The sequence below is a fragment of the Streptomyces purpurogeneiscleroticus genome, from assembly GCF_020024005.1.
Taxonomy (GTDB): Bacteria; Actinomycetota; Actinomycetes; order Streptomycetales; family Streptomycetaceae; genus Streptomyces; species Streptomyces purpurogeneiscleroticus.
The window spans coordinates 23618-46137 of sequence record NZ_NHSG01000360.1; the positions used below are offsets into that span (position 1 = coordinate 23618).

A 22520-nucleotide genomic window follows, 5' to 3' on the forward strand; every position below is an offset into this window, starting at 1 on the left:
CGCCGGACCGCCGGAATGCCGGCGGACGGATCCGGTTCGTCGTGCTCACGGGGTGCGCAGCCCGAACTGCTCGATCAGCTGGGTCCGGTGCAGGCGCAGGGTGCGATTGTCGGGAAGGATCTCCAGGATCTGGGCGCCGTCGTAGTTGAGGAGCTGGGCCAGGGTCGCGGCGAAGCCGGGGGCGCGGCTGGCGGGCTGGCCCGCGCGTTCGGCCAGGGCGGTCATGGGCAGGGTGCCCGCTTCGACGAGGGCCACGAGCGCCTTGGGCAGGACGGACGGCTCCCGCGGCTTCCGGGCGAGCAGGTCCAGCTGCGCCGCGTACAGCTCGGTGGCGACGAGACGTTCCACGAGCGCGACGGCAGGCGGCTGGGCCTGGGTGGGCGGAGCTTCGGTCTCCGGTGCGGGGTCGGCGGGCTTCTGGGACGCGAGAGGGGCGAGTTCCTCCTCACCGAAGAGACCGATGACGCCCTCCGCCACGGGCGGGGCGGCCTTCCTGGACTGCTTGGCGCCCGAACGCGACGGTGTGGCGGCGGGGGCAGCGGTGCCGGACGAGGCGACGGCCTCGGCGCCGGATCCCGTCTCGATGCCCGTCTCGTCCGACCACCACAGCGGAGCCGGATCGCCCAACTCCCGCCACCCTTCAGGTGGTTCCGTACCGAAGGGCAGCAGGGCGAGCAGCGGAATAGTGAATTCGGCGAGGGTCGCGCCGCCGTGGTACCCCGCCTTGAGGGCGGTGTACCGGGCGTCGTGGTCGCGCAGAGCGACGATGCGTGAGCCGGGCTCCGGCCAGACCACCCGCGGCCCGGCCAGTGCGATCTCGGAGGGTGCGACCGGGCCGCCGGGGGCGCGGTGACGGGCCGAACCGATGGTGCCTGCGGGCGCGTCGAGCTTGCTGCCCCGCCGTTCGACGACATGGCCGTGGTCGGAGGTCAGGAGCACGGTCATGCCGTTCGCACGCGCGGCCCGCAACAGCGGTTCGAGACCGCCGACCTCCTTGGTCTGCCAGGCGCCGTCCCCGAGCTTCTGTTCCTTGGCAAGCCGGTCGTCGACGGTGTTGAGGACGACGGCGACATGCATGCGCTCGTTGGCGAGGGCCTCGCCGAGGGCGGTGGAGAAGGGCGAGCCGGTGTCGGGGCCGCGTAGGTCGTCCTTGTGGAAGACGGCCGCCGGGGCGCCCTGCCAGCAGGAGTGCTGAGGGAAGAGCCGCTTCTCGTCGTTCTGGTCGCCCTTCATCAGGGTTCCGCTGAAGAGTGAGGTGCGTGAGACAGCGGTGAGTGTGGGCAGCGCTGCTGCCACGGCACGGCGCACCGGTGCGCCGTGAGCCCCGGGAAGCGGGTCGAACTCGGCCCACTGCTCGCGCAGTTCCTGCCCCAGCTCGGCCGCTATGGCCGCGCTCATCCCGTCCAGGAGCAGCAGCAGGACCCGGCGCCCCGGCTCGGCGACGACCGGCGCGACGACCCGCGTCAGGAGGGACTCGACGGTGAGCAGGGAACCGGGGGAGCTGCCGTCCGCCGTCCACGCCGCGAGCCGTTCGCTGAAGGCGTGGTCGAGCGTGCGGCGGGTCCGCCGTACCTGGTCGCTGATCCGGCTGTACGCGGCGGCGAGTACGGAGTCGGGGTCGCCGCCCGCCTCCAGGTGTTCCAGGGCGCGGTCGGCCCAACCGAGTTCGCGAATCTGGCGGTCCGTCCCGTCGGTCACCGACTCGATCTCGTCCGGCGGGTTCCTGGCCAGCCACCGCCGCAGCCGTACGGCCATCCGGACCCGCTCGATCCGGGCCCGGGTCTCGCCGTCGCCGGTGGCAAGGGCGTGCGCGCCGAGCGTGGTGACGGAGTCCGTGACCGCCTCGGTGGAACCGCCGGTCAGCGCGTGACCGGCCGCGGTGAACCGGGCGTCGAGCCCGGCGGGCAGGAGCGGACTGGCGGTGGCGGCCGCCTGCGCTCCGAACTGGGCGACCAGCTGTGCGGCCCGGGTCAGGACCGGGTCGGCGAGACGGTGCTCCCCCCGGTCGATGAGATCGCGTACGTACGCCTCACCGCTGCGGGCGAAGGAGGCCAGGAGCCGGTCGAGTTCGTCGCCCTGGGCGGGCGGCTGCTCGCCGAGCCACCGTTCGGCCCGGCCGCGTGCGCGGTACAGGTCGTGGTCGGCCTCCGCGTGTCCCCACAGGGCGGCGCAGACCACCGCGTACGCGGCTGCGTCGGGACCGTGCTCGGCATCGACCAGGGCAGTGATCACCCTGCCGGTGGGGCCGCCCTGCTCGGGTGCGGCGAGGAAGCGGGCGAGGCCGGCCTTCTCCGGTCCGCGGAGCTCGCGCAGGAGGTCCGGGCCACCGGGGGTGAGGGTCCACCGGAACAGGGTGACGGGGTCGACCCGGTCCGGCTCTCCCGGCAGGACGCGTCCCACGGGTGTGTCCCCGCTGCTGTCGTCGAGGCGGAGACGCCGCCGGGTCAGCCGGGTGAGGGCCTCATCGCGGGAGAGCACGCCCCTGCCGATCGAGCGCCAGCCCCGGGTGCCCGCCGCGTCCAGGAGCGCCTCGGCCGCCCAGGTCTCGCCGCGCAGGCGGGTGTCGAGGCCGCTCGCGCCGAATGCCTCCTGCACGACCTCCCAGTTGTCGACGGACCTGATGCGGCGACTGTAGACGCGGGCGAGCAGACCGGGGTCGAGCTCGGTGTTCTCCCGGTCGGTGAGGACGACGAGGACGCGCGGCTCCGGCGGGACCTGCGCTTCCAGGTGGTCCAGGATCTGCTCGTGCGCCGCGAGGACGGACGGCGCGACAGCCACCCGCACTTGCGTCCCGCCCACCGTCGACTGCACGGCAGCCCCGTCCCACTGCGGCGCGGCCCGCAGCAGCAGGACGCGGACCACGCCGTCGCAGAGCTTGCTGCGCGCGGCGACGAACTGGCGGACCGTGCTCACCGAAAGGCGGGCGGGACCCGCAGCCGAGGGTCCCCGCCCGGCGGCGGGCGCGGTGATGATCGTGCCGGACATCAGTCGATGACCTTCCAGGTGACCTCGACGGTGGCGTCGGGGTGTGCCGCGGCGAGTGCCGCGATCTCGGCCTGCAGCTCCGCGGCCGCCCGGACGGCCGTCGTCCGGCCGCCGCCGGAGCGGGCCACCGGGCGCGCCGGCTCACGCGGCGCGGGCGGCGGCGTCGGCAGCACCTGCGGATGGGCGGAGCCGCCGTCCAGGGACACCGTGTCGGAGCTGGGTGCCGGGGCGGCGGGCTGCTGCGTGGCTGGCGGCGGACTCTGCCGGGACCGCAGCAGTGTCATCACCTCCCGGCTGCCCTTCTTCAGTACGGCCGGCAGGTCGGGGTAGTCGCCGGGGTCGCCGGCCGCGGCGTCGCGCACCCGCTCTAGGATCGCCGCACCGTCCCTGCCGAGCGTGTCGGCCAGCTCCAGCTGTTCACCCCAGCTGGTGTTCTGCAGCGCATCGGCCACGGTCCGGGCACTGGTCAGCGACATGCCGTACCGGTGCGCGGTGAACCCGCCGAGGTCGAAGCCGGCCAGCCGGTCCACCACGGCCTTGGCGCCGAGGTTCTCCGCCCGCACCGCGTCGACCAGCTCCTGGGCCCGCCGGGCGAGCACGAGGCGGGGCGAGGCGTCGTCCAGGTGCAGGAACCTCCGGTGCTTCTCCAGCTCCGTGACCAGCCGTTCCGCATCGGCGGCAAACGCGTTCGCGGCCTTGCGGATTTCGCCGGCGAACTGGTTCACGATCCGCCCACGCCGCAACTGCGGTGCGGGCGTGCCGAACACCGTCTCGTACCGCTTGCGGGCCTCCACCCAATCCGCCTCGGTGGGCAGCGGCTGCTCCCGCAGCGCGTAGTCGCGCTTTAGATCGCTCGGCAGCGGTGCGGGCTCGACCGCGACCCCGCCGCGCACCCACACGCGGTCGGACATTTCCGCGTACGCGGCTGCGAGCAGCCGACGCAGCGGCTCGGGCAGGCCGCGCGGGTCGGGCTGGTCGCTCCAGTCGGCGAGTCTGACCAGGGTCGGCTCGGCGACCCCGTCCCGGCGGGCCTGCGCGTTGAAGTGGTCCAGCCAGGCGTTGGACTGCCGGTAGTACGCCTCTTGCATCACACCGAGCTTGAGGCCGCCCGCGATCCGTGCCATGACCTTGCGGTCCTTGGACTCGACCTCCACCTGCCCGTCACGGTCCTCGGCGGCCCTGCGTACGTACTCGAAGACGGTCTTGATCTCGGCGGCCCGCAGCGGCTTCCCGGTGCCTTCCGGGTCCAGCTCGGGGTGGGCGGGGAACTGATGGGCGAGCAGCTTCCCGGCAAGCTGACGTGCGGCGTCGTCCATCTGCGCGCCGATCGGCAGCTGCAGGTCCGCCACCTGCTGCTGGGCCTCCAGATGGTTGCCGAAGCCGAGGTCGACGACGCCTTCCTGCTTCTGCGCGAGGCCGTACGCCTGCTTCAGCGCACCCAGGACGCGCTCGGTGAGGACCTCCCGCTGCGACTGCAGCATGCCCTTGGCGCGGGCCTTGTCGTCGGCGTTGAGACTGCGCGCGAACTCGGAGTCGAAGCGGGCCTCGTCGGACAGTGCCTTGTCGATGACGACGAGACGTTCGAAGTCGCCACGGGTGGCATCGGTGAGATGAGTGGGCAGCCAGGCCAGGGTCCGCGAGTCGCCGCCAGTCTTCTCCCGCAGCGTACGCAGCCGCTGGAGGTCGTCCATCGGCCCGAATTCGCCCTCGTCGTAGGGGAAGTCGACGACGAGTCGCCAGGCATCCTCCTGGCTGGGTCGCAGCGCCGCGTCGGAGAGCGAGTCGACGTCGGCGACGTTCCCGAAGACCACCTCGACCTGCCGCTCGGTGCCCTTCCACACCAGGTCGAGTGTGTCGTACGGGTCGAACCCACCGATCCCGTCGGTGACGCCGAGCGCCTCCTTGAGCAGGGTGCGCATCTTGGTCCGGCGGTTGCCCAGGTTGTTGTGGACCTGGGCGTTGGCGAGCACCGCGTCGAGGTCGACACCGGTCAGCTCCAGGCGGACGACCGCGCCAGGACCGGTGCCGGCGACCTTGATCTCGGGGAAGGTCGCCGCCCATTCTTTCGCCTTCTGCTCCAGGCGGCCGATCTCGGTTCCGGCGATCCGGGTGGTGATGGACCCGTGGTTGAGCGCGTTGAGCCGGGCCAGGGTCAGGTCGGACAGGGCGGGGACGCTCGGCGCGAGCGCGGAGAGCAGCAGCGTCTGAATCAGTCGGCTGTCACCGGTGAAGTCCCGGCAACGGGCCTTCAGCTGAGGGTCGTCGATCGTCTCCGGACGGCGCCGGTACGTCTCCACGTCGTCCTCGGTGACCTGGTTGGTCTTCAGCAGGTACGGGCGCAGCTTCTCGCGGTACAGCTTGTTAGCCGCCTCGAAGTGGACGCTGGTCTCGCCGCTGAACGCCTTGTCGCCGCCGCCGACGATCGCCGGGTACAGGTCGCCGAGCGGTACGAGCTGGCCGAGCCGCCAGTCGTCCCGGTGGTCGACCAAGAGCTGGCTCATCAGCTTCAGGCCGGTGCGGGAGCGCTGCAGCGCCCCGGAGATGTGCACCAGGGTGTCCATGAACGCCGGCGGGAAGGGGTAGGTCCGCCGGAAGGCGTCCTCGTCCGCGCCGGTGGTGGAGTTCTTGTGGCCGAGCAGGGTCTGCCACACGTCCGGGCCGAGCTTCTTGGCCTCGTCGAAGGCTGCCGCGACCTTGGCCTCGGCCTCCTCGTCGACGGGATCCAGCAGACGGGCCCGCGCGATCGTCGGCAGGTTGCGGTCCTCCAGGACGATCGAGTCGTACCGGCCGCCGTTGAGCTTCAGCGTGTCCTGCACGGCGGCCTCGGCGGCGCCGGACATCTCCTCACCGACCAGCTCGCGCAGGTCACGCTGGCGGGCGATGAACGAGACGACGGGGATGGCGCGGCGCTCGTCGGCGCCCTCCACGAAGTTGGTGACCTTGCCTGCCTCGCGGCCGAGCGCCTTCTGGTCGTGGATGAGGGTGGCCAGCCACAGGATCAGCTCGTCCATGAAGAGGACGAGGCCGTCGTAGCCGAGGGACTTGGCGTGTGCGGCGATGATGCCGAGACCCTTGTCCAGGGAGACGAAACCGTCGGCGCTCTCCGAAGCGTTGCGGGCGAAGGACGGGAAGAGGGTCTTGGTCAGGTCCTGGACGAGCCGAGCCCGCAGCTCCTGCGGGGTGGTCGGGTTGTCCAGGTCGAAACCCTTGGTGTTCTCGTGCTCCTCCTGCGCGGTGACGGCCCGGTCGAGCAGTTCGCTGGTCCAGGCGAATGCCTCGCCCCACTCGTCGCCCTCACCGCTGTCCGCCTCGGCAAGCTGCGCGATCACGCGGTCGTCGCCGCTGCCACGGCGATGGGCGGCGAAGTCCTCGAAGAGGCCGTCGGTCAGATAGACCTGCGGCAGATCGCAGTCAGGGTGCACCTTGCGTACGTGCTCCACGTACTTACCGAGAATGCGCTGCTCAAGGGACTTGGCGCCGAGCATGTGGTACGGGACGAGGAGGAACTTGCGATCTCCCGCGTCCAGCCAGGAGTGGTTGCTGCGGACGGGGTCGAGGCCCGTCTTGGAGCGGGCGGCCTGGTGGCCGGAGAGCAGGGCGTAGAGCACCGCCATGAAGTGCGACTTACCGGAACCGAACGAGCCGTGGAGGTAGGCAGCCTTGGAGGAGTGGCTGTCGAGCGCGGACTTGATCAGGTCCAGTGCCTCGTCGAAGTTGCCGCGCAGACGGTCGGTGACGACGTAGTCCCGCAGGGCGGCCTCGGCGCCCTCGGGCGTGACGGCCTCGCCGAGCTTCAGTACGAAGTCGGACGTCGACACGCGCTCCGGGATGCGGATCAGCTCGCGGAGCAGGGGGCGATCCTCGGGACGGGGGGTGTTCCTGCTCATAAACGCCATGGTGTCTCTGATGCTCCTCGCCCGGCCGGTCCTTCAGCTCCTTCAGCTCGATCAGGAGCTGCGCTGCCCGATCAATCGTAATGGGCGGCACTGACACCAGGAGGGCCAGATTCTGTCCGGCTCTCCCGTTCCCCCTGCTGCGGCTCGGCCGGGCCGGCCGGGCCGGTCTGCGCCCACACGGTCTTGCCGGGGCCGGTGCGGTCCTCGACGCCCCAGTCGTCGGCGACGGCCGCCACGAGGGCGAGCCCCCGGCCGCCGTCGGCGTCCACGTCGGCCATGGTGACCGTCGTGGGGTCGGGCCGTCGCGGGTGGGTGTCGGAGACCTCCACACGTACGACCGCGGTCGTACGCGCCTGCTGGTGGAGGAGGCGTAGCTCGAAGGTCCGTCCTGGTACGCGGCCGTGGCGGGCTGCGTTGGCCGCGAGCTCGGCGACGAGGAGGGCGACGGTGTCGGAGAGCGGGCTGCCGGGCGGGACGCCCCAGTCGTCGAGCCGGGCCACGGCGGCCGGGCGGGCGAGGCTCGCGCCGAGGCGGGTGGAGGGGGAGGCGTGCGTGGACTCGTGAACGGCCGTTGAGTGGGTCAAGAGCAGCTACAGCGGTAGCGGTGGTGAACTGTATCGAGGTCGCGCTGGACGCCGAAGCGGTCCACGTCCGGGACTCCAAGGACCTTGGCCGCGACTCGTTCGCCGTCGCCCCCGGTGCCTGGGCGGCTTTCACCGCGCACGTGTCGGGTTCCTGACTGTCGTCTGTGAGGCGGCGGATCAACCGCCTCACAGACGCGCTGCTCAGTCGGACTCTGCGGGGGCCGCTGCCTTCTTCTTCGGGGCGGCGGCCTTCTTCGCGCGGGTGGCGGGGGCGGGCCGCCAGGCGCGCAACGTGTCGTCGGTCAGGCCGAGTTCGCCCTGCTTCTGCTGCCGGAAGGCGAGGATTTCGGCGGCGGGGGAGGCGCCGAACTCGGCGTCGTACTCGCCGTACCACTGGTCCAGCCAGGGCTGGAGTTCCAGCAGCCCGGCCAGGAACGGCACGATCTCCTCGCTGCCGAGTCCGGCGGTCTGGATGTACGAGGCGAGCGCGAGCGCCTGCTCCAAGTGGTCCCAGCCGGCCCACCCGTACAGCTCGGGCGACTGCGCGTTCACCGTGCCGTACGAGACGAACCGCTCCTTGGGCACGTCGAGCTTGCCGCGGGCACGCCAGTAGCTGGGCTTGAGGAAGTCGGCCGACGTGTACTTCGGTGGTACGGGCGTCCGCTCCCGGATCTTCCGCTTGGCAGGCTCGTCCGGTGCGGCGTCCTCCTCGCGCTGGAGATCCCAGACGTGCTCCCAGTCGGCCCGCTTCTTGAGCGCGGCGGGCTTGTACCGGAGGGCCGATACGAAGGGGACGTGCTCCTCGGAGAGCAGGTCGCGGACGGTCTTGGCGAGGTCCTGCCGGGGGGCGTAGAGGTCGGCGACGGAGGTGAAGTCCTCGTCGGCGGAGAGGGCTTCGGTGAGGCGAGAGAGGGTGGTGATGGTGGGGTTGTCGTTCGCGTCGAACCAGTACGAGCGGTCCTCGATCCGGTCCAGCAACCAGGACTTCAGCGCCTTCTGACGCATCGAGTCCCAGCCCTCGGTGGCCCAGCGGCGCTTGTATTCGGGGCGCTCGATCATGCCGATGGCACGGTTCGACTCGATGACGTCGATGCGCTTTTGGACGAGGGCGCGGTAGTCGTCGGGCCAGTGGGCGGGGATCTCGGTGATGGGGGTGGATCCGTGTCGCTTGAACCACTCGTCGCTGGCTTCGCCGGCGGCGACTCGGCGCGCAAGAACGATCTCGAAGGCGCGCTCGCCGAGGGCGAGTTCGGGGGCGGCGGAGGAGTCGGGCAGGCGGAGATCCTCAGAGTGCAGGTCGTAGAGGGAGTAGACCTGCCAGTCGAGTTCTTCCTGGAGGGCGATCATGTGGGCGCGGGTGGAGGCGTAGAGGGTTTGGGCGTCGCGGAGCGCCGGGGCAGAGGGGATGGTTGCGGCGGCCAGGGCGGCTGGGGTTGTCGCGGTGAGCTGCTGGGCGAGAGCGTCGAGCTCGGCGGAGAGAACGGCAGGGTATTCGGTAGGGAGGGGGAACTCCTGAAGCTTGGTTCCGGTGAATTCGTAAAAGCGCTCCCATGCTTGCGATTTGTAGCCTTCGTTTACGCCCTGACTTCCTTTGTCGTGGCTCACCATCTTGAGCCAGAACCCGGCCGTGGAGCTGTTGAGCAGCCCAAGAAGTCGAATATGGTCTTCTTCGGTTGCATCCTTGTGGAGTTTCACCTCGGGTGCATGTCTATTGAATACCTTGCCGCCGCGGTCTAGTGTGAAATGGTTATGTGTGGCCACCAAGGGGGAGGTGATAGACCATGGGTGACAGCCAGGACTGGCAGTTACCTGGTGCCACTGATACCAGGAGCGGCCTTCTGAGAAGTAGGTTCCGCCCGAGAAAGTCGCGCGGTGCCCCAGGATGGTCCTCATCGGCCACATCCACTTGTGCTCAGCCGACTCCTCGGGGAGGGGGAGAAGGGTGAATTTTTCCCCGACTTGCTTATAGGGGAAGAAGGAAAATGTGTCCTCTGTGTGAGTCCAGTCGCGAACCTGGTCACCGGTTACCATAACTCGACCAAAGGAAGGTGCCCCTCCGCGCCTATCCCAAGACCTTCGGGTCGCCAGCATGGCGCCGTCGGCATTTGTCTGTCCGGTATAGCCCATTCGCGCAGCGGTGTGTTTGAGGCTTCCGTTGCTCGCAGCTGACAGGGATTCAAGCATCTCTAGGCCACCGTCAGTCAGTACCCATGGTTGCTTACCGAAGTATCGCCTACGCTCCAGATCGTCAACCGAGACCCATTGGCCTGAATTGCTGGGAAGGTCGATCTGATTCACGATTGCCTGCCAGACAAGCCCTTGCTCCGCATTGTCTGGTGCTGAAGGTTCTCCCTGCACGCTTCGTACGGTCCGGATGGTTGCTTGACGGGATCCCTTGTGATCCAGTGAGCGGCCAACAAGAATCACCGTGGGTGTGCCATGGCCGGGGATATACGCCCCCGAAGTGTCGATGACCTCCGTGAGTTCAACGCGGTCCCGGAAGAAGCTCTCGATCAACGGTGTTCCGAACTCTCGCTTCATGAACGAGTTCGCTGTGATCTGGCCGACCATCCCATATCCGCGACCAGTCTTCTCGTTGCCCCGGATGGCGAGATCGAAAAAACGCTGAGCGAATGGAACCGATAGCGCGTAGGTCCCTGCACAGGCGTCGTACAGCTTCCGGTAAAGCTTGTTGAGGGTCTTGTCCTTGACTGTGATGTACGGAGGATTACCGACCACTACGTGATAGGTTGCCTTGCGGAGGATCTGCGGGTGCTTCAAAACATCTTCAGTGCTCAGCGCAAAATACGGTTCTTTAGTTTCGTTCGAATCCGGTTCGTCGCCGATGGTCAGCTGCTCTTCGCCGAAGATCCCTTCCTGCTCGTACTCCACCGGCAGCAGCGAGTCGCCCACTGCCAGCCCCAGCGGCCAGTCGTACACCGCAGCTTCCGTGAAGGTCCGCATACCACTCGCTGCCAAGGCCGCCAGCAACAACCGGAACCGCGCCACCGCCACCGCGAACGGGTTCAGGTCCACCCCGTGCACCGACTCCAGCGCGGCCCGCACCCGCTCGTACGGCCCGACCTCCGGCCGCTCCTCGCCCCACAGCCGTACCAGCCGCCGGAACGCGCCCAGCACAAAGTGCCCCGACCCGCACGTCGGGTCGATCATCTTCAGCTCTTCGAAACCGAACTCCCGCACCGCCGGTGTCATCGTCCGGTCGAGAATGAACTCCTCGACGAACTCCGGGGTCTGGAGCAGCGCGTACGTTTTCCGTGCCGCCTCGCTCAGGTCCTGGTACAGGTCGCCCAGGAACCGGGTGTCCCAGCCCTCCGTGCCGTCCTCGCTCAGCGGGTCGGTGAAGTCGTGGACCAGCACCGACGTGCTGCCGGAGCCGTCCTCCGCCTCCACCTCTACGGCCTTCTGCTCCCGCCAGAACGCCAGCAGCGCTCCCGCCCCGTCGTGCGACAGCGGAATCTGGTACAGCGGATTGTGGTCCTGGTCGAACAGCAGCCGTCCCGCCTGCCCCGCGCCCAGTTCCGCGAACGCCGTTTCCAGCCACCCGCGATACGTCGGGTCGGCGTCCTTCGCCATGTACTCCTCGTACCGGGCCTGGGCGACCTCGCGCCCCGCCACGTCCGGCGCCGTGATGTACGGCTCCGCGATCAGCCGGTTGTCCTCGCTGAACCGGATGAAGACCGTGCCGAGCACCCACGCCACCGCGACCTGCGTGACCCGCTCCCCGAGCCAACTGTTCCAGGTCGCCGACGTACGCCCCAGCTTCTTCGCTTGGTCGTACTCGCCGCGCAGCCGTGCCCCGACCTCGGGAACGGCCTTGACCTGTGCGTCCAGGTCGGTCTCTGCCGCCTTGACCTGCTTCTGCAGATCGCTGAGGAGGCTCTTGCGGTCGATCACGGACTGCTCCCGAAGTGGTGACTGGGTGGCTGAAGGGCGAGACGAGAAAAAGGAGAGAAGAGGCGGCGATCCGCCGTGGGTCAGGCGGCGTCCGGCGCCAGATGTTTCCGTGCCACCCACGCGTCCGGCACAACGATCCACTCGTCGAACCCGGCCTGGTACGGAACGCTCTGCCCGGCCAGCCTCGGCGCGCGGGCCGGGTCGGACTGGGCGACGAGCAACCACAGCGGGCTGCCGCCCTGCCGGGACTCCTCGGCGAGCCGGCCCAGGAGGTCGAACGCGTCGTAGCGGGCGAGTGCGGCCGTGTCGGTGAGGAGCAGCGGACCGCTGCCCTGGGCCAGACGCTCACGGAGCAGCGGCTCGACGCGCCCCCACGCCTTGTCCGTACGGACCCGCAACTGCTGGTGGGGCCGCGTGCCCGCCTCGGCGGCGTCCGCCTTGAGGACGGTCTCCCAGGTCGGCTTGGCCGCCTCGGCGACCACGCCGCGCAGCTCGGCCAGGAACAGCCCGGTCAGCGATACGACCGCAGCTCCGTAGGGCGGGTCGGCCAGCCGTCGTACCGCCGTCTCCGCGCCCTGGTGCGGCACGGTCAGGACCCGGAACCCGTCCTGCCCCGCCGAGTGCACGAGCCGCTGCTCGGCCTTCACCGCCGCCGCGACGGCCGCATCTGCGTCGTACTGCGTCGGCGCGGACCGCCGTGCCGCCGAGGCCGCGACACCCCAGCTCGCGGATGTCAGCCCGCTGGTGAACTCCCCGGCGGGCCGGTCCGGGATGAGCCGGAGGGTTTTGTCGTAGCGGGTCGCCAGCTTCAGCTCGAAGCCAGCCTGCTTCAGCAGCCGCACCAGCTCGCTGCCGACCGGCAGTTCGCGCGGGACGAGGGGATCGTTGCCCAGGTCGGGGAAGCGGGTCGCGACTCGCTTGTGCAGGGCGTCGACGGTGAGCCCCGGCTGGCGCTCCTCCTCGACGCCCGGCTGCACGGCGACCACACCGGCCTGGGTGATCCGCAGTGCGCGTACGAGGTCCAGATCGCGTGGATAGATCTCCAGGCGGGGCGTGAGCGCGGCCCCCGGGGAAGCCGCGACCGCGATCTCGGCCGTACGCCGCTCGTCCCAGCCGAGTGTCCCCGGCGGCTGCCGGATCGCGGCCAGCTTGGTGAGGACCGTGCTCGCCGTCGGCAGGGACTCCAGGCCCGCCAGCTCGTCCGCCTGCGCGCCCAGCTTGAGCGCGTACTCCCGGAGGGCCGGCAGGGTCGGAGTGTCTGCCCCGTCGTCACTGTCCTCTCCGTCGCGGACGTCGATGACGATCAGTCCGAGCACCGGGTCGGCGCCCTTGGGCAGCCGGGCGTGGAAGTACCGGAACCGCGGCGGCGTCTCCTCGTACTGCTCCCGGAACTGCTCCCGCTCCACCACCGCACGCAGCAGCGACAGCGCCAGCGCACGCCGGTCCCGACGCTTCGCCACCTTGCTGCCTCGCTGAGCGAGCAGCGCGTCGGCGAGTTCGAGCACCGGCACGACCCGGCCACGCTCGGCGACCAGCTCGATCACCTGCTCACTCAGCAGCTTCAGCGCGAGATCGTTGTACCAGCGCTCGCGCGCCTTCTTTACGATCTGCGGGATGCGGCCCACCGTGAGGCCAAGAGCCTTGGCGACATCCGTCTGCCGTACCCAGGGCAGGCCCTCGGGCAGGTCACCGTTCTCGTCGGGAAGCCGGAGCAGCAGCCGGACGGCCTCACGCTCCTTCGCGTTGGAACGGGCGTTGCCGCCCGACGGACGCGGCACCAAGCGGGATGCGAGGGCGTCCAGGCTCAGCGCGCGCAGCACCTCCGGCCCGGTGTCGCCGCCGCCCGCCGCGACCGCTTCGGCGGCCGCCTGCTCCAGCTCGGTGACCTCCTCGCGGGCGGCCTTGAGCGCCTCCTTGCTCATCGGCGCCGGCGTCTTGCCCAGCCGCAGGTTCCACTGCTTTTGCCGGTTCTGGATCTCCGTGCGGGTCCGTGCGCCCATGCCCGGCGCGGTCAGGAACTTCCGCACCGAGTAGTCGAGGACGTCTCCCACGGTGTTCAGGCCCAGGTCGAACAGCTGGGACTGCGCTGCAAGGGTCAGGCCCGCCACCGACAGCGGCGTGGAACGGTCGGCCCGCTTCGCCTGCTCGTCGCGGATCTCCTCGGCTGAGGTGTCGTCGTCGCCCTGGCCGATCTGCGGCGCAGTGCTTTCTACCGGCACCACCTTGTTGCCGTGCCCGGAGCTCGGCGCAGTCGTCCGCTGGGCGTCCAGGAAGATCGCGTTCCAGGCGCGCTCCATCGGCTTCAGGTCCGGGAAGCGGTCCTTCACGTCCCGGGCCAGGGCCTTGCGGAAGAAGGCCACCAGGCCGTCCCGCACCGGGTCGTCGAAGGCGTCGGCGGCGAGCTGCGGGTACGGCCACTCCTTCGGATCGGTCTGCCGGGGCGTGACCGAGCCGTCGCCCCAGCGGGGCAGCTCGCGGGACGCCATCTCGTGCAGCGTGACAGCCAGCGCGTACCGCTCGGCGTGGCCGTCGTAGGAACCGCGCGTGATGATCCCGACGAACGGGTCGAGGTAGCCCTCGGTGCCTGCCTCGATCTCCTTCGCGGGATAACCGGCGAGCGAGAAGTCGATCATCACGAGCTGGCGGGTGCCATTGGGACGGATGCGGATCGCGATGTTGTCCGGCTTCAGGTCCCGGTGCCAGATGCCCTCCGCCTCCAGGTGCTCTACCGCGCCGAACAGGTACTTTCCGTACGTCTCCAGCTGGTCCATGCGGAGTCGGCCGTAGTCCCGCAGCTGACGCGCGACAGTGTCCTCGCGTCTGCGTACGGCCTTGCCCGTGCTCTCCGTGTCCAGCGCGCGGCTATCGCCCACGTACTCCAGGGCGAGCACCCTGCGGCCCGCGAGGGTCAGCGGCTCCCGCTCGTACAGCGCGATGATGCTGGAATCCCGGTGGATCCGGCCCAGGACATCGGCCTCCCGGTCGAGCACCACGTGCTTCGCCTCGCTGAGCGCGACCTTGAGCACCGCGACCGGCAGACTGCCGCTGCGACGGGGCTCACCGGCCAGGTCACGGACCAGGAACGCCCGCGATGTGGAGCCCGTACCGAGACGGCGCACGATCTCCCAGCGTCCGGCGAACACGTCACCGGCCACGGCTTCCAGCGGGTCCTTCTCTGGCTCGGTCTTTTCTCCACCGGCCTCCGGGGTCGGAGAAGCGCCGACAGCCGGCTCTCCACCCGTGGCGTTATCGAAAGATACAGCCTGCTCCGTGAACGCCTCTTCGACGAATTCCAGCATCTCCACGAAGTCGTCGATCGTGGAGAGACGGCGGTTCGGCTCGTACGCGGTGGACGCCTCCACCAGGTCGTCGATGTCGGGATTGAGACCGTCCACCAGCGCGCTCGGGGCGAGCGTCTCACCCGCCTCCAGACGGGACAGGACCTCGCTCTGGGTCGCACCCGGCGCCTGACCGGTTACCAGGAGATACGTGAGAACGCCGAGCCCGTACACATCGAGCCGGACCGGGTCCGCCTTGGGGATCCGCAGCTCGGGGGCCAGATACGGGTCGGCCTGCTGGGCGACGTGCAGACCGGACACATGTGAGGTGGCCCGCGTCAGCGGCTTGCCCTGGCTGGCGCTGTGCCCGGAGGCGATCTGCCAGTCCGCGATCTGTAGCCGGGGGCTCAGCCAGCGCTGCTCCTCGCCCAGTTCGCGCCCGCGGGGACCGCGGTTGCGCGGAATCACGTGCACCGCGTGCGCCGACAGCGTGCGGTGATGGAGCCGGTTGGAGTGCGCGGAACGAAGAGTCTCCGCGAGCTGGCGGACCAGCGCGAGACGGCCGCGCAGGCCGAGGCGCTTGCCGTGCTCCACCAAGTAGTCGTCGAGTCTGAGGGTCTCCGGGTGGTAGTCAAAGAGGATCGTCGGGCCTGCGGGATGTCCCGACGGCAGGTAGCTCTTCAGCTGGACGGCGCCCGGGTGCCGAAACCGGCTGAGCACCGTGGCCTCACGCGCGGCGGCCTTCTCCACCGAGGCGCGCTCGGTGTCCGAGGCGCCCCGCTCGCTGAGGAAAACCCGCACTCGCGCCAGATCGTGCAACTGAGTGTGACGCCCCAAGTAGTCGGCCCAGGTCGGACCTGAGTCGAACGACTTCGTCTCCAGGAGGTACGACCCCACCTCGTGCTGACGGCGGACGGACGCGATACCGAGCTGCTTCAGGGCCGCGTCGACCTGGCGCGAGACCGCGGCGGTCACCTGGCCCCGGGTGTCCTCAGGCGGAACGGCGAGCATCTCGACCAGCTGCCTGACCTTGAAGACGCCATTCAGGTCGGCGCCCGACAGGTTCACCCGGAACCTGTCGTCGGTGAAGCAGACCGCCTCACCCACCCAGATCCTCGGCCGCCCGGGGCCACGCCCCACGACGTTCCCGATAAGGCCCGCCAGCTCCTTGGCCTTCTGATTGGTCAGGTGCAGCGGATTACCGTGTCGGCGCTGAGTACCGCCGGGTGTCGTCTGCACCCAGCTGTTGCCGCCGCCGCTCACCGACCCGTGCCAGTCCTTCAGCTCGATCAGGAACACACCGGCCGGCGCGGTGACCATGAGATCGATCTCGCGGACGTGCCCGCTGTTCGCCGTGAAGGTGAAGTTCGACCAGGCACGCCAAGGCTCCTCGTTCGGCAGGAGCCTGCGGATCGCCTCAAGACCGCGGCGCTCGTGCTCGAACTCGGACTCGGTGACCGTCGTCCACCGGCCATCCTCCATGCGGCTCCCGCCCCGTGTCAGCTCATGTCCGTGCGTGCCGGTCACATTGCAACCCGGCTGAATTCCCTGGAAGAAATCCTAGACGGTGACACTGACACCGGGCGGTCCAGAAGTGACAGTGGTCATACAACGGCAGGCCAGAGGGCGTGAACGCGGGATCGCTGTGGCTCAGACCGTGGAAGAGCCCACAGTGATGTCCGCCAGGTCGGCCGGGTGGCGAAGTCGAGTTCCCGGCTCGGGCGGTGGACGATGCCGTGGGCCCGGACCGCGCAGCTGCCCCTGAAGGCCAGCCTGCAGGAGAGGCCCAGGTCGAGGATTTCGGCGAAGAGCCGCCGGCGATGACCGGGCAGATGAGGCGGGCTCTACCGAGTCCCGCAGCGGCCTCGGTGGAGTTGGTGTACAGGCCGGGAAGGGTTTCCTTCCATGCGGTACAAATGCCGCGGCTGACCATCTTCTGCAGCCGGGGCGAGGAGCGGGCAAGCAGGTCGCCGTCGAGTACAGGGCGATGCGGTACATGCCGAGGCGCAGATTCTCATCCGAGAGGGCGAACGTAGGCAGGCCGGAACAGGCGAGGTGCCGGGGGAGGCCCACGGTGCCGCTTGCGGGAGGCGGTCGGCTCGGACAAGGCGGCTGACAGCTGATGGGGATCGGGACCCCGCCGGGACGTCGGACCTTCGGCCTGCCGGGGTCCGCTCTGCTCTCCCGCATGGAGTGGTCCTGGACCGTGCGTATTGATGGGGACTGCGATAGGGCGGTGCAGGACTGGGGCGCAGGGTTGCGGCGGGCGACGCCTGGACCCGCGACGCTCGCCTCTATCCGAGGCGTGTCAGGGGATGGTGTGGATGTTGCCTGAGCTGCACTTTCTCAAGGTGTCCTCAGATGGGACGTCTTCCCGATGACGCACCATGTCGAGTGTGTCGCCATCCTTGAACCGGCCGCGAAGGGCTCCTGGCCTGCGGTTTCTCCCGTGCGCATTATGTGCGGTGTGGGCGTTACGGGCGATATCTTGACGCTGAAATGACGCTCGTGACGCTCAAATGACGCTCGTTCTGACGGGGCGTCACATGGCTGATCGTGCAGGTCACGTTGGCTGGGAGGCGGGCTCCCGTGGGCTGGTTTTGCGGGAGCTTGAAGAAGATTCCGCCGGGTTACGGCGCCCGCCGCTGGCTGCGGTGGCAGGCGCGCTGCTGCCGTACTTCGGAGGGCCGGACGTGTGGCGGAGCGGGCGTCAGTAGGTGGGGCCGTAAGGGCTCCAGTGCCCGAGGAAGGGCTTCAGGTCGTCGGGGCGCGGCTCGGGAATGTCGGGCAGCCGGGGCGGTGTGTTCAGTGGGTCGAGGCGCTCCACGCGGGCTGCTGCCCAGTCGACCCAGGCTTCGGCTTCGGTCCGGGTCTGGCCTGGGGGCATGGCCTCGACCCGGGTGCGTACAGCGTTCACGTACTCCGTCAGTCGGGTGGCGTGGCGCCATGTCGCTTCCTGCGCCTCGAAGTGCCTGACGCGGTATGTCTCGGCGTACCGGATTCGGGCTTCTTCCATGGCGGCTTCCCAGCGGATGCGCTTCTGGCGTGCCACTTCGATCTCGTCCAGGCGTCTGCGTTCAGCAGCTTCGCCGCGGAGGGTGACCTCCTGGGCGATCTCGGCAAGCTGGTCTTCCAGGGGACGGCCGGAGGTATCGGACCATTCGCTGGCCCGATGCGGCTGGCCGCCGCTGAGGACGAAACGGAGACGCTCGGACGGGGTGTAGTCGAAGCGGGGGATCCTGACCCAGGAGTCCTTCTTGGCCGCGGCGAGCTCCTTCTCGGTGGCGACGTGCTCGGCCCGGTCCTGCTCCTGGAGGACAAGGAACCCCACAGTCTGGCCCTGGGCGGTGATGGTGAAGTGGGGAGATGCCCTACGACGGCGATGGGACGGGGGCGCGAAGCCGGTCTGTCCTGCCGAGCTGGAATGTCCTTCGGCCTCGGCAGCGGTGATCAGCGCCTGGACGAGCCGGAGGGCGCGTCCTTGGACGGGCTTCGTGAGGCCCAGTGGCTGTTGTTCGTTCTGCATGGCCCGGACCACGGTGTGCGGCCGAGTGAGCCGGGAGGGAACGGGGACGGGTTCGAGGACGGCGAGGCGCCAGGCGGGGACGTCGACGAGCTTGATTTCGTACCCTCCCTGGCACCAACCCCCGTACAGCTCCTTCGTCTTCGGGACCTTTTCGGACCTGCGTGCCGCGGCGACGCGGGATGGCCATTTCTCCAAGTCCGGACCGCTGCCACTCTTGACGATTCTGTCGCCGGCCTCCGCGAGCTCTTGCAGCAGCTGCTCCGTGAACGTCACCCGAGGCTGTGATGGAGGGCTTGGCCTCCGCCCGGCGGCCGGAGTTTTCTGTGCTCGGGTGGACTGGGGTCGTGGAGCGGCGGCCTGGGTCTTCGGCGGGCGTGACCCGCGGGGAGGGTACGCGCCGTGCGCCAGGTAGTGCTGGCCAGCACTCGTCAGGGTGACGCTCCACTGCCCGGCCTTCCGGGAAACCATGACCAGGCCCCGATTCTGCAGTGCCTGACAGGTGGTCTTGTAGGAGCTTGTCTCCCAAACGCCGGCAGGGCACCCGTCTTGCACCCACTGCAGCACCGAGAGTTGCCGCTCATTGACCTGCCGTTCCAAAGGTCCGCCTTCGACTCGAGGTTGACGTACGACGGCGGCATGTTGTCAGTTCCGTTCGTCAGGGATGGGTGGTTCGAAAAAACTTGCTTGAACGAGGGGGTGATGTGGACGATTTCTATGTCCGCGCGGGCGGCGTCTTCACCGTTGTCGTCAACTCGGCCTTCGTGACCTGCTGGCGAGTCAGCCCAATGGCTTCGGTCGGGACCTTCAGTCACTGAACTTCGCGCGCAAGCGTTCGTTCTCCTTCTCCAGCGTCTTGACGCGTCGTTCGAGTTCGGCTCGTGTCGGCTTCTTCGGGGGCGGCGGAGGTGTGGGGACCGTGGGTTCCGGTGGCTCGCCGCGCAGGCCGATGGGTTCGAAGGCCACGATCGTTTGCCAGGCACCTCCGCACTCAGGGCATTGCTTGCTGGACCCTCCAGCATCGATGGGGTCGGTGTACGTGTAATGCGCCTCCGTCTCGATGATGTGGCCGCAGTACAGCCGGACACGCCACCGCATGATCTCGTGGTCGGCCTTCTTGAAGGACTGCGTCAGCTTCGCGACGTTCTCGAACGCCTGGCGGCGGCGCTCTGCCATCGCCGGGTCTGCCCGGCATCTGGCATTGTCCTCTTCGACCTGTCGTCGAATCGATACGCTGCTCTCCTCGCTCTGCTTCTGACGGCGGTGGTCCCTGCGGGTGAGTTCGTACTCCTCCAACGGAACCCCGCTGCTCCGGTATTCGACTTCGCGCATGACGGTCAGCGTAGAAGCGACGACTACGAGGCCGTGGGGAAGAACCGTCTTGGTCAACCAGCTTGCGGATTCTGCCCATGAGTGACCGCCGGGGTGCGTGTCGCATACGCTCCGAGGCCAGCCGTGTGGGCTCGCGTGGTGCGGCGGCGATGGCCGCTCTGAAACAAGCCATGGGCCACCGCCGACAAGCAACCGACGGTCCCGGTCAACCCGCCGCCAGGCGCAAACCCAACACCGCCGCCCATTCACTCGAACGAAACAAGAGCAGACGGATTCCCGCCAGTTAGCCGGTTTTGATCAATCAGTGGCTCGCCACTGACGCTGTTGGGCAGTATGCCGTCCTGGGGCATTGTCGGTTGAAGGAACCGGAGGGGGAACATGGCGATCAGAGTGTTGCCGGTGTCTGCGGAGCAGTCGGAGCTGCTGGACGCGATCATCGCTTTGGGTAACCGGTACACGAAGTATCTGGGGCTGCTGACGCCGCCTGCCTACCGTAAGCATGCTGAGGACGACGGCCTGCTGGTGGCCATGGATGGCGAGGAGGTGGTCGGCTACGCGCTCTTCGGGCTGCCCAAGCGGAGTCTGCATGTGCGGCTGGCTCACTTGTGCGTGGCAGAGGAACACCGAGGCATGGGTGTCGCTCGTGAGCTGATCGAGGCGATCCGCGCGCGGCACGCTCATAGGCTCGGCATTCGTGCGAAGTGCCGGCGCGACTACGGGCTCAGCAGCATGTGGACGGCGCTGGGCTTCGTTCCCAGGGGAGAGAGCCTGGGGCGCGGCAAGGACAAGGAAACGCTGGACACCTGGTGGCTCGATCTGGGGCACGAGGACCTGTTCACCGAGGCCCAGAGCGATGCGCTGCTGGTGGTGACCGTCGACCATGGCGTGTTCGCCGGGCTGCGCGGTACGGGAACGGAACGCGCTGTTGAGGAATCACGTGCTCTCGAAGCGGGGTGGCTCGCCGACTTGATCGAGCTCGCGTTCACTCCGCAGCTTCTGCACGACGTGCGTGATGTCGAGGAGCGTGAGGCGCGCACCCATCAGCGTGCGGGGCTTGCCGAGCTGCGTTCCCTGTTTCCCGACAGTGCTGCCGTGACCATCCGCTTGGAGGAGCTGGTCGCGGCAGCGGGGAAAGAGATGCCTGGTGTTCCTCTCGATGGCCGGCAGCGCGCCCGCTTGCGCTACGTGGCCGAAACGTCGTGTGCCGGGCTCCAGGTACTGGTGACGCGCGATCCTGCACTGGCGGCTCTGGCAGATATCGCCTTGGACATCGCAGGGGTCAAGGTCGTCTCCCCGGCGGTGGTCACGCTGCATGTGGACGAACTGCGCCAGGCCCAGGTGTACCGTCCAGCTGATCTCATGGGCACTACCTTCTCCGCCGAGGAGATTGCGCCGGGCGGTGAAGGAGAGCTGGTCGCCTTCTTCGAGCAGGCCGAAGGCGACCGTGGAACGGCCTTCGCGGAACGGCTGAAGAGTCTCGCCGATGACGGGGTGGTGTGGCGCAGGGAGCTGCTCCGGGACGGAGAGGGGTATCCGGTAGCCCTCTACGTCTGGGCCATGGATGGCCGCACGCTAAACGTCGCGTTCCTCCGCATGGCATCGCACCGGCTGGAGGAGACTCTTGCACGGCAACTGCTGTTCATGCTCAAGCGGCTCGGCCGAGAGCGAGGGGCGCAGGCGATCCGCATCACCGATCCATTTCTGTCGTCGACAGCGAGGTCGGCTGCCGGTGCCGACGGCTTCACCGAGGACGAGAGCGGCTTCACCGCACTGCTGGTCGACGTCTGCGGACCTGCCGAGGCCGTCTCACGGAAGGCTGCGGAGATCGCAGGACGCATGAGACAGTCGGCGCCTCGGCTGGATGAGCGCGTGTCGCCGGAGGTCGCGAGCATGGCCGAGCGGGTGTGGTGGCCGGCCAAGCTGATCGACACGGCCCTGCCCTCCTTCATCGCGCCCATCAAGCCGCGATGGTCTACGGAGCTCTTCGACGTTCCGGCCATGCTCGTCCCCCGGGACGACGTCCTGGGCATCAGCCGCGAGCACGTCTACTACCGTTCGTCCGGTCGCCGGGGAGAGAGCGTTCCCGCCAGGATCCTGTGGTACGTCAGTGAGGGGGCTTCCGGGCAGCAGGGCAAGATGGTCATCGGCTGCTCGCGCCTCGACGAGGTGGTCATCGACGACCCCGATACCCTCTTCTCGCGATTCGAACACCTGGGCGTATATGGTCATGCCGAAGTGCGTGCCGCAGCCGATGTGTCGGGCAAGGCCATGGCATTGAGGTTTTCGGACACGGAGATCTTTCCCGTACAGGTGACGCATGCACGAGTGACCGCGTTGGCCAAGGGGCTGGGGCTACGGTGGGTACCGCCGATGCAGCTGTCGAAGATCAGCAATGCGCTGTTCCATGCCATGTACGAAGAGGGGCACCGAAAGACGTGAGTGATCCGGAGCGCGCGATGCTGCTGTCCGTCCACCCTCGGTTTGCCACGGCGATCCTGGCTGGGACCAAGACGGTCGAGGTCCGCCGACAGCGCGTCGCCGCCCCACCGGGCACTCCCGTGATCCTGTACGCGACCGCGCCCACGATGGCCATCGTGGGCATGGCCCGGATTGCTTCCGTGCAGGTGGCCTCCCCGCGCGAGGTCTGGTCGGCCAGCCGCACGAGTGCCGGGATCAGCCAGCGTAAGTATGACGAGTACATGAGTGGAGCGACTCAGGCCAGCGGTCTGTCACTCGAAGAACCGATGACCTTCGAGGCACCCGTGCCTTTGGCCGCGCTGCGAGCCTCCGGATCGTTCCATCCACCGCAGAGCTACCGATACTTGACCGGCGAAGACCTCCGGAAGGTCGCTGAGGCGGCACCGGTGACCGGGGCGGCGCTTCAGGACGCATTGAACGACCTGGCGCTGGCCTAGGCCGATTGCACCCCCTCAACGTGCGGGCGAGGTTACGCTGACGTCAGGGTGGCCTACGGGCGTGGGGCTGCTCAGGACTTGCGTTGAGCAAC

Annotated in this window: 10 protein-coding genes; 3 read left to right on the top strand and 7 right to left on the bottom strand. The window is 68.7% G+C overall.

Annotation, left to right across the window (positions count from 1 at the left end; all coding sequences use genetic code 11):
• Positions 1-45 precede the first annotated feature (45 nt).
• From pglZ to CCS38_RS25015, 3 genes are all read right to left on the bottom strand, one after another.
• The gene (pglZ, locus tag CCS38_RS25005) at positions 46-2985 is read right to left on the bottom strand and encodes a BREX-2 system phosphatase PglZ (protein ID WP_223735560.1); all 2940 of its coding nucleotides are present in this window, start codon (positions 2983-2985) and stop codon (positions 46-48) included.
• Positions 2985-6881 (bottom strand): BREX-2 system ATPase PglY, encoded by a 3897-nt coding sequence (gene pglY / locus CCS38_RS25010; protein WP_223735561.1) that lies wholly within the window; start codon positions 6879-6881, stop codon positions 2985-2987. The genes pglZ and pglY overlap by 1 nt, the downstream gene beginning before the upstream one ends.
• A 71-nt stretch (positions 6882-6952) precedes the next feature.
• On the bottom strand, positions 6953-7465 hold the full coding sequence (locus CCS38_RS25015; RefSeq protein WP_223735562.1) for an ATP-binding protein: 513 nt from the start codon (positions 7463-7465) through the stop codon (positions 6953-6955).
• A gap of 20 nt (positions 7466-7485) precedes the next feature.
• Here CCS38_RS25015 and CCS38_RS25020 point away from each other — a divergent pair, with 20 nt between their 5' ends.
• Entirely contained in the window at positions 7486-7620 is a 135-nt protein-coding gene (locus CCS38_RS25020; RefSeq protein WP_308050866.1) for a DUF397 domain-containing protein, read from the top strand.
• A 46-nt stretch (positions 7621-7666) separates the two neighbouring features.
• On the opposite strand, the gene pglX is transcribed toward CCS38_RS25020, so the two are convergent.
• The 4 genes from pglX to CCS38_RS25040 form a co-directional block, all read right to left on the bottom strand.
• Positions 7667-11380 carry a BREX-2 system adenine-specific DNA-methyltransferase PglX gene (gene pglX, locus CCS38_RS25025; protein ID WP_223735563.1) on the bottom strand — a complete coding sequence of 1238 codons (3714 nt, stop codon included), beginning with the start codon at positions 11378-11380 and terminating at the stop codon, positions 7667-7669.
• 80 nt (positions 11381-11460) lie between these two features.
• Positions 11461-16140 carry a BREX system serine/threonine kinase PglW gene (gene pglW / locus CCS38_RS25030; RefSeq protein ID WP_223735564.1) on the bottom strand — a complete coding sequence of 1560 codons (4680 nt, stop codon included), beginning with the start codon at positions 16138-16140 and terminating at the stop codon, positions 11461-11463.
• A gap of 1228 nt (positions 16141-17368) precedes the next feature.
• The gene (locus CCS38_RS25035) at positions 17369-18457 is read right to left on the bottom strand and encodes a hypothetical protein (protein ID WP_223735565.1); all 1089 of its coding nucleotides are present in this window, start codon (positions 18455-18457) and stop codon (positions 17369-17371) included.
• Positions 18458-18988: 531 nt separating this feature from the next.
• A complete protein-coding gene (locus tag CCS38_RS25040) occupies positions 18989-19513 on the bottom strand; it encodes a hypothetical protein (protein ID WP_223735566.1) in 525 nt (174 codons plus the stop codon).
• 378 nt (positions 19514-19891) lie between these two features.
• Between CCS38_RS25040 and CCS38_RS25045 the strand changes: the two genes are divergently transcribed.
• Both CCS38_RS25045 and CCS38_RS25050 read left to right on the top strand, forming a co-directional pair.
• Positions 19892-21952: a GNAT family N-acetyltransferase gene (locus tag CCS38_RS25045; protein ID WP_223735567.1), complete on the top strand. Its 2061-nt coding sequence runs from the start codon at positions 19892-19894 to the stop codon at positions 21950-21952.
• The gene (locus CCS38_RS25050) at positions 21949-22428 is read left to right on the top strand and encodes an ASCH domain-containing protein (protein ID WP_223735568.1); all 480 of its coding nucleotides are present in this window, start codon (positions 21949-21951) and stop codon (positions 22426-22428) included. Before CCS38_RS25045 ends, CCS38_RS25050 begins: the two co-directional genes overlap by 4 nt.
• Positions 22429-22520 lie beyond the last annotated feature (92 nt).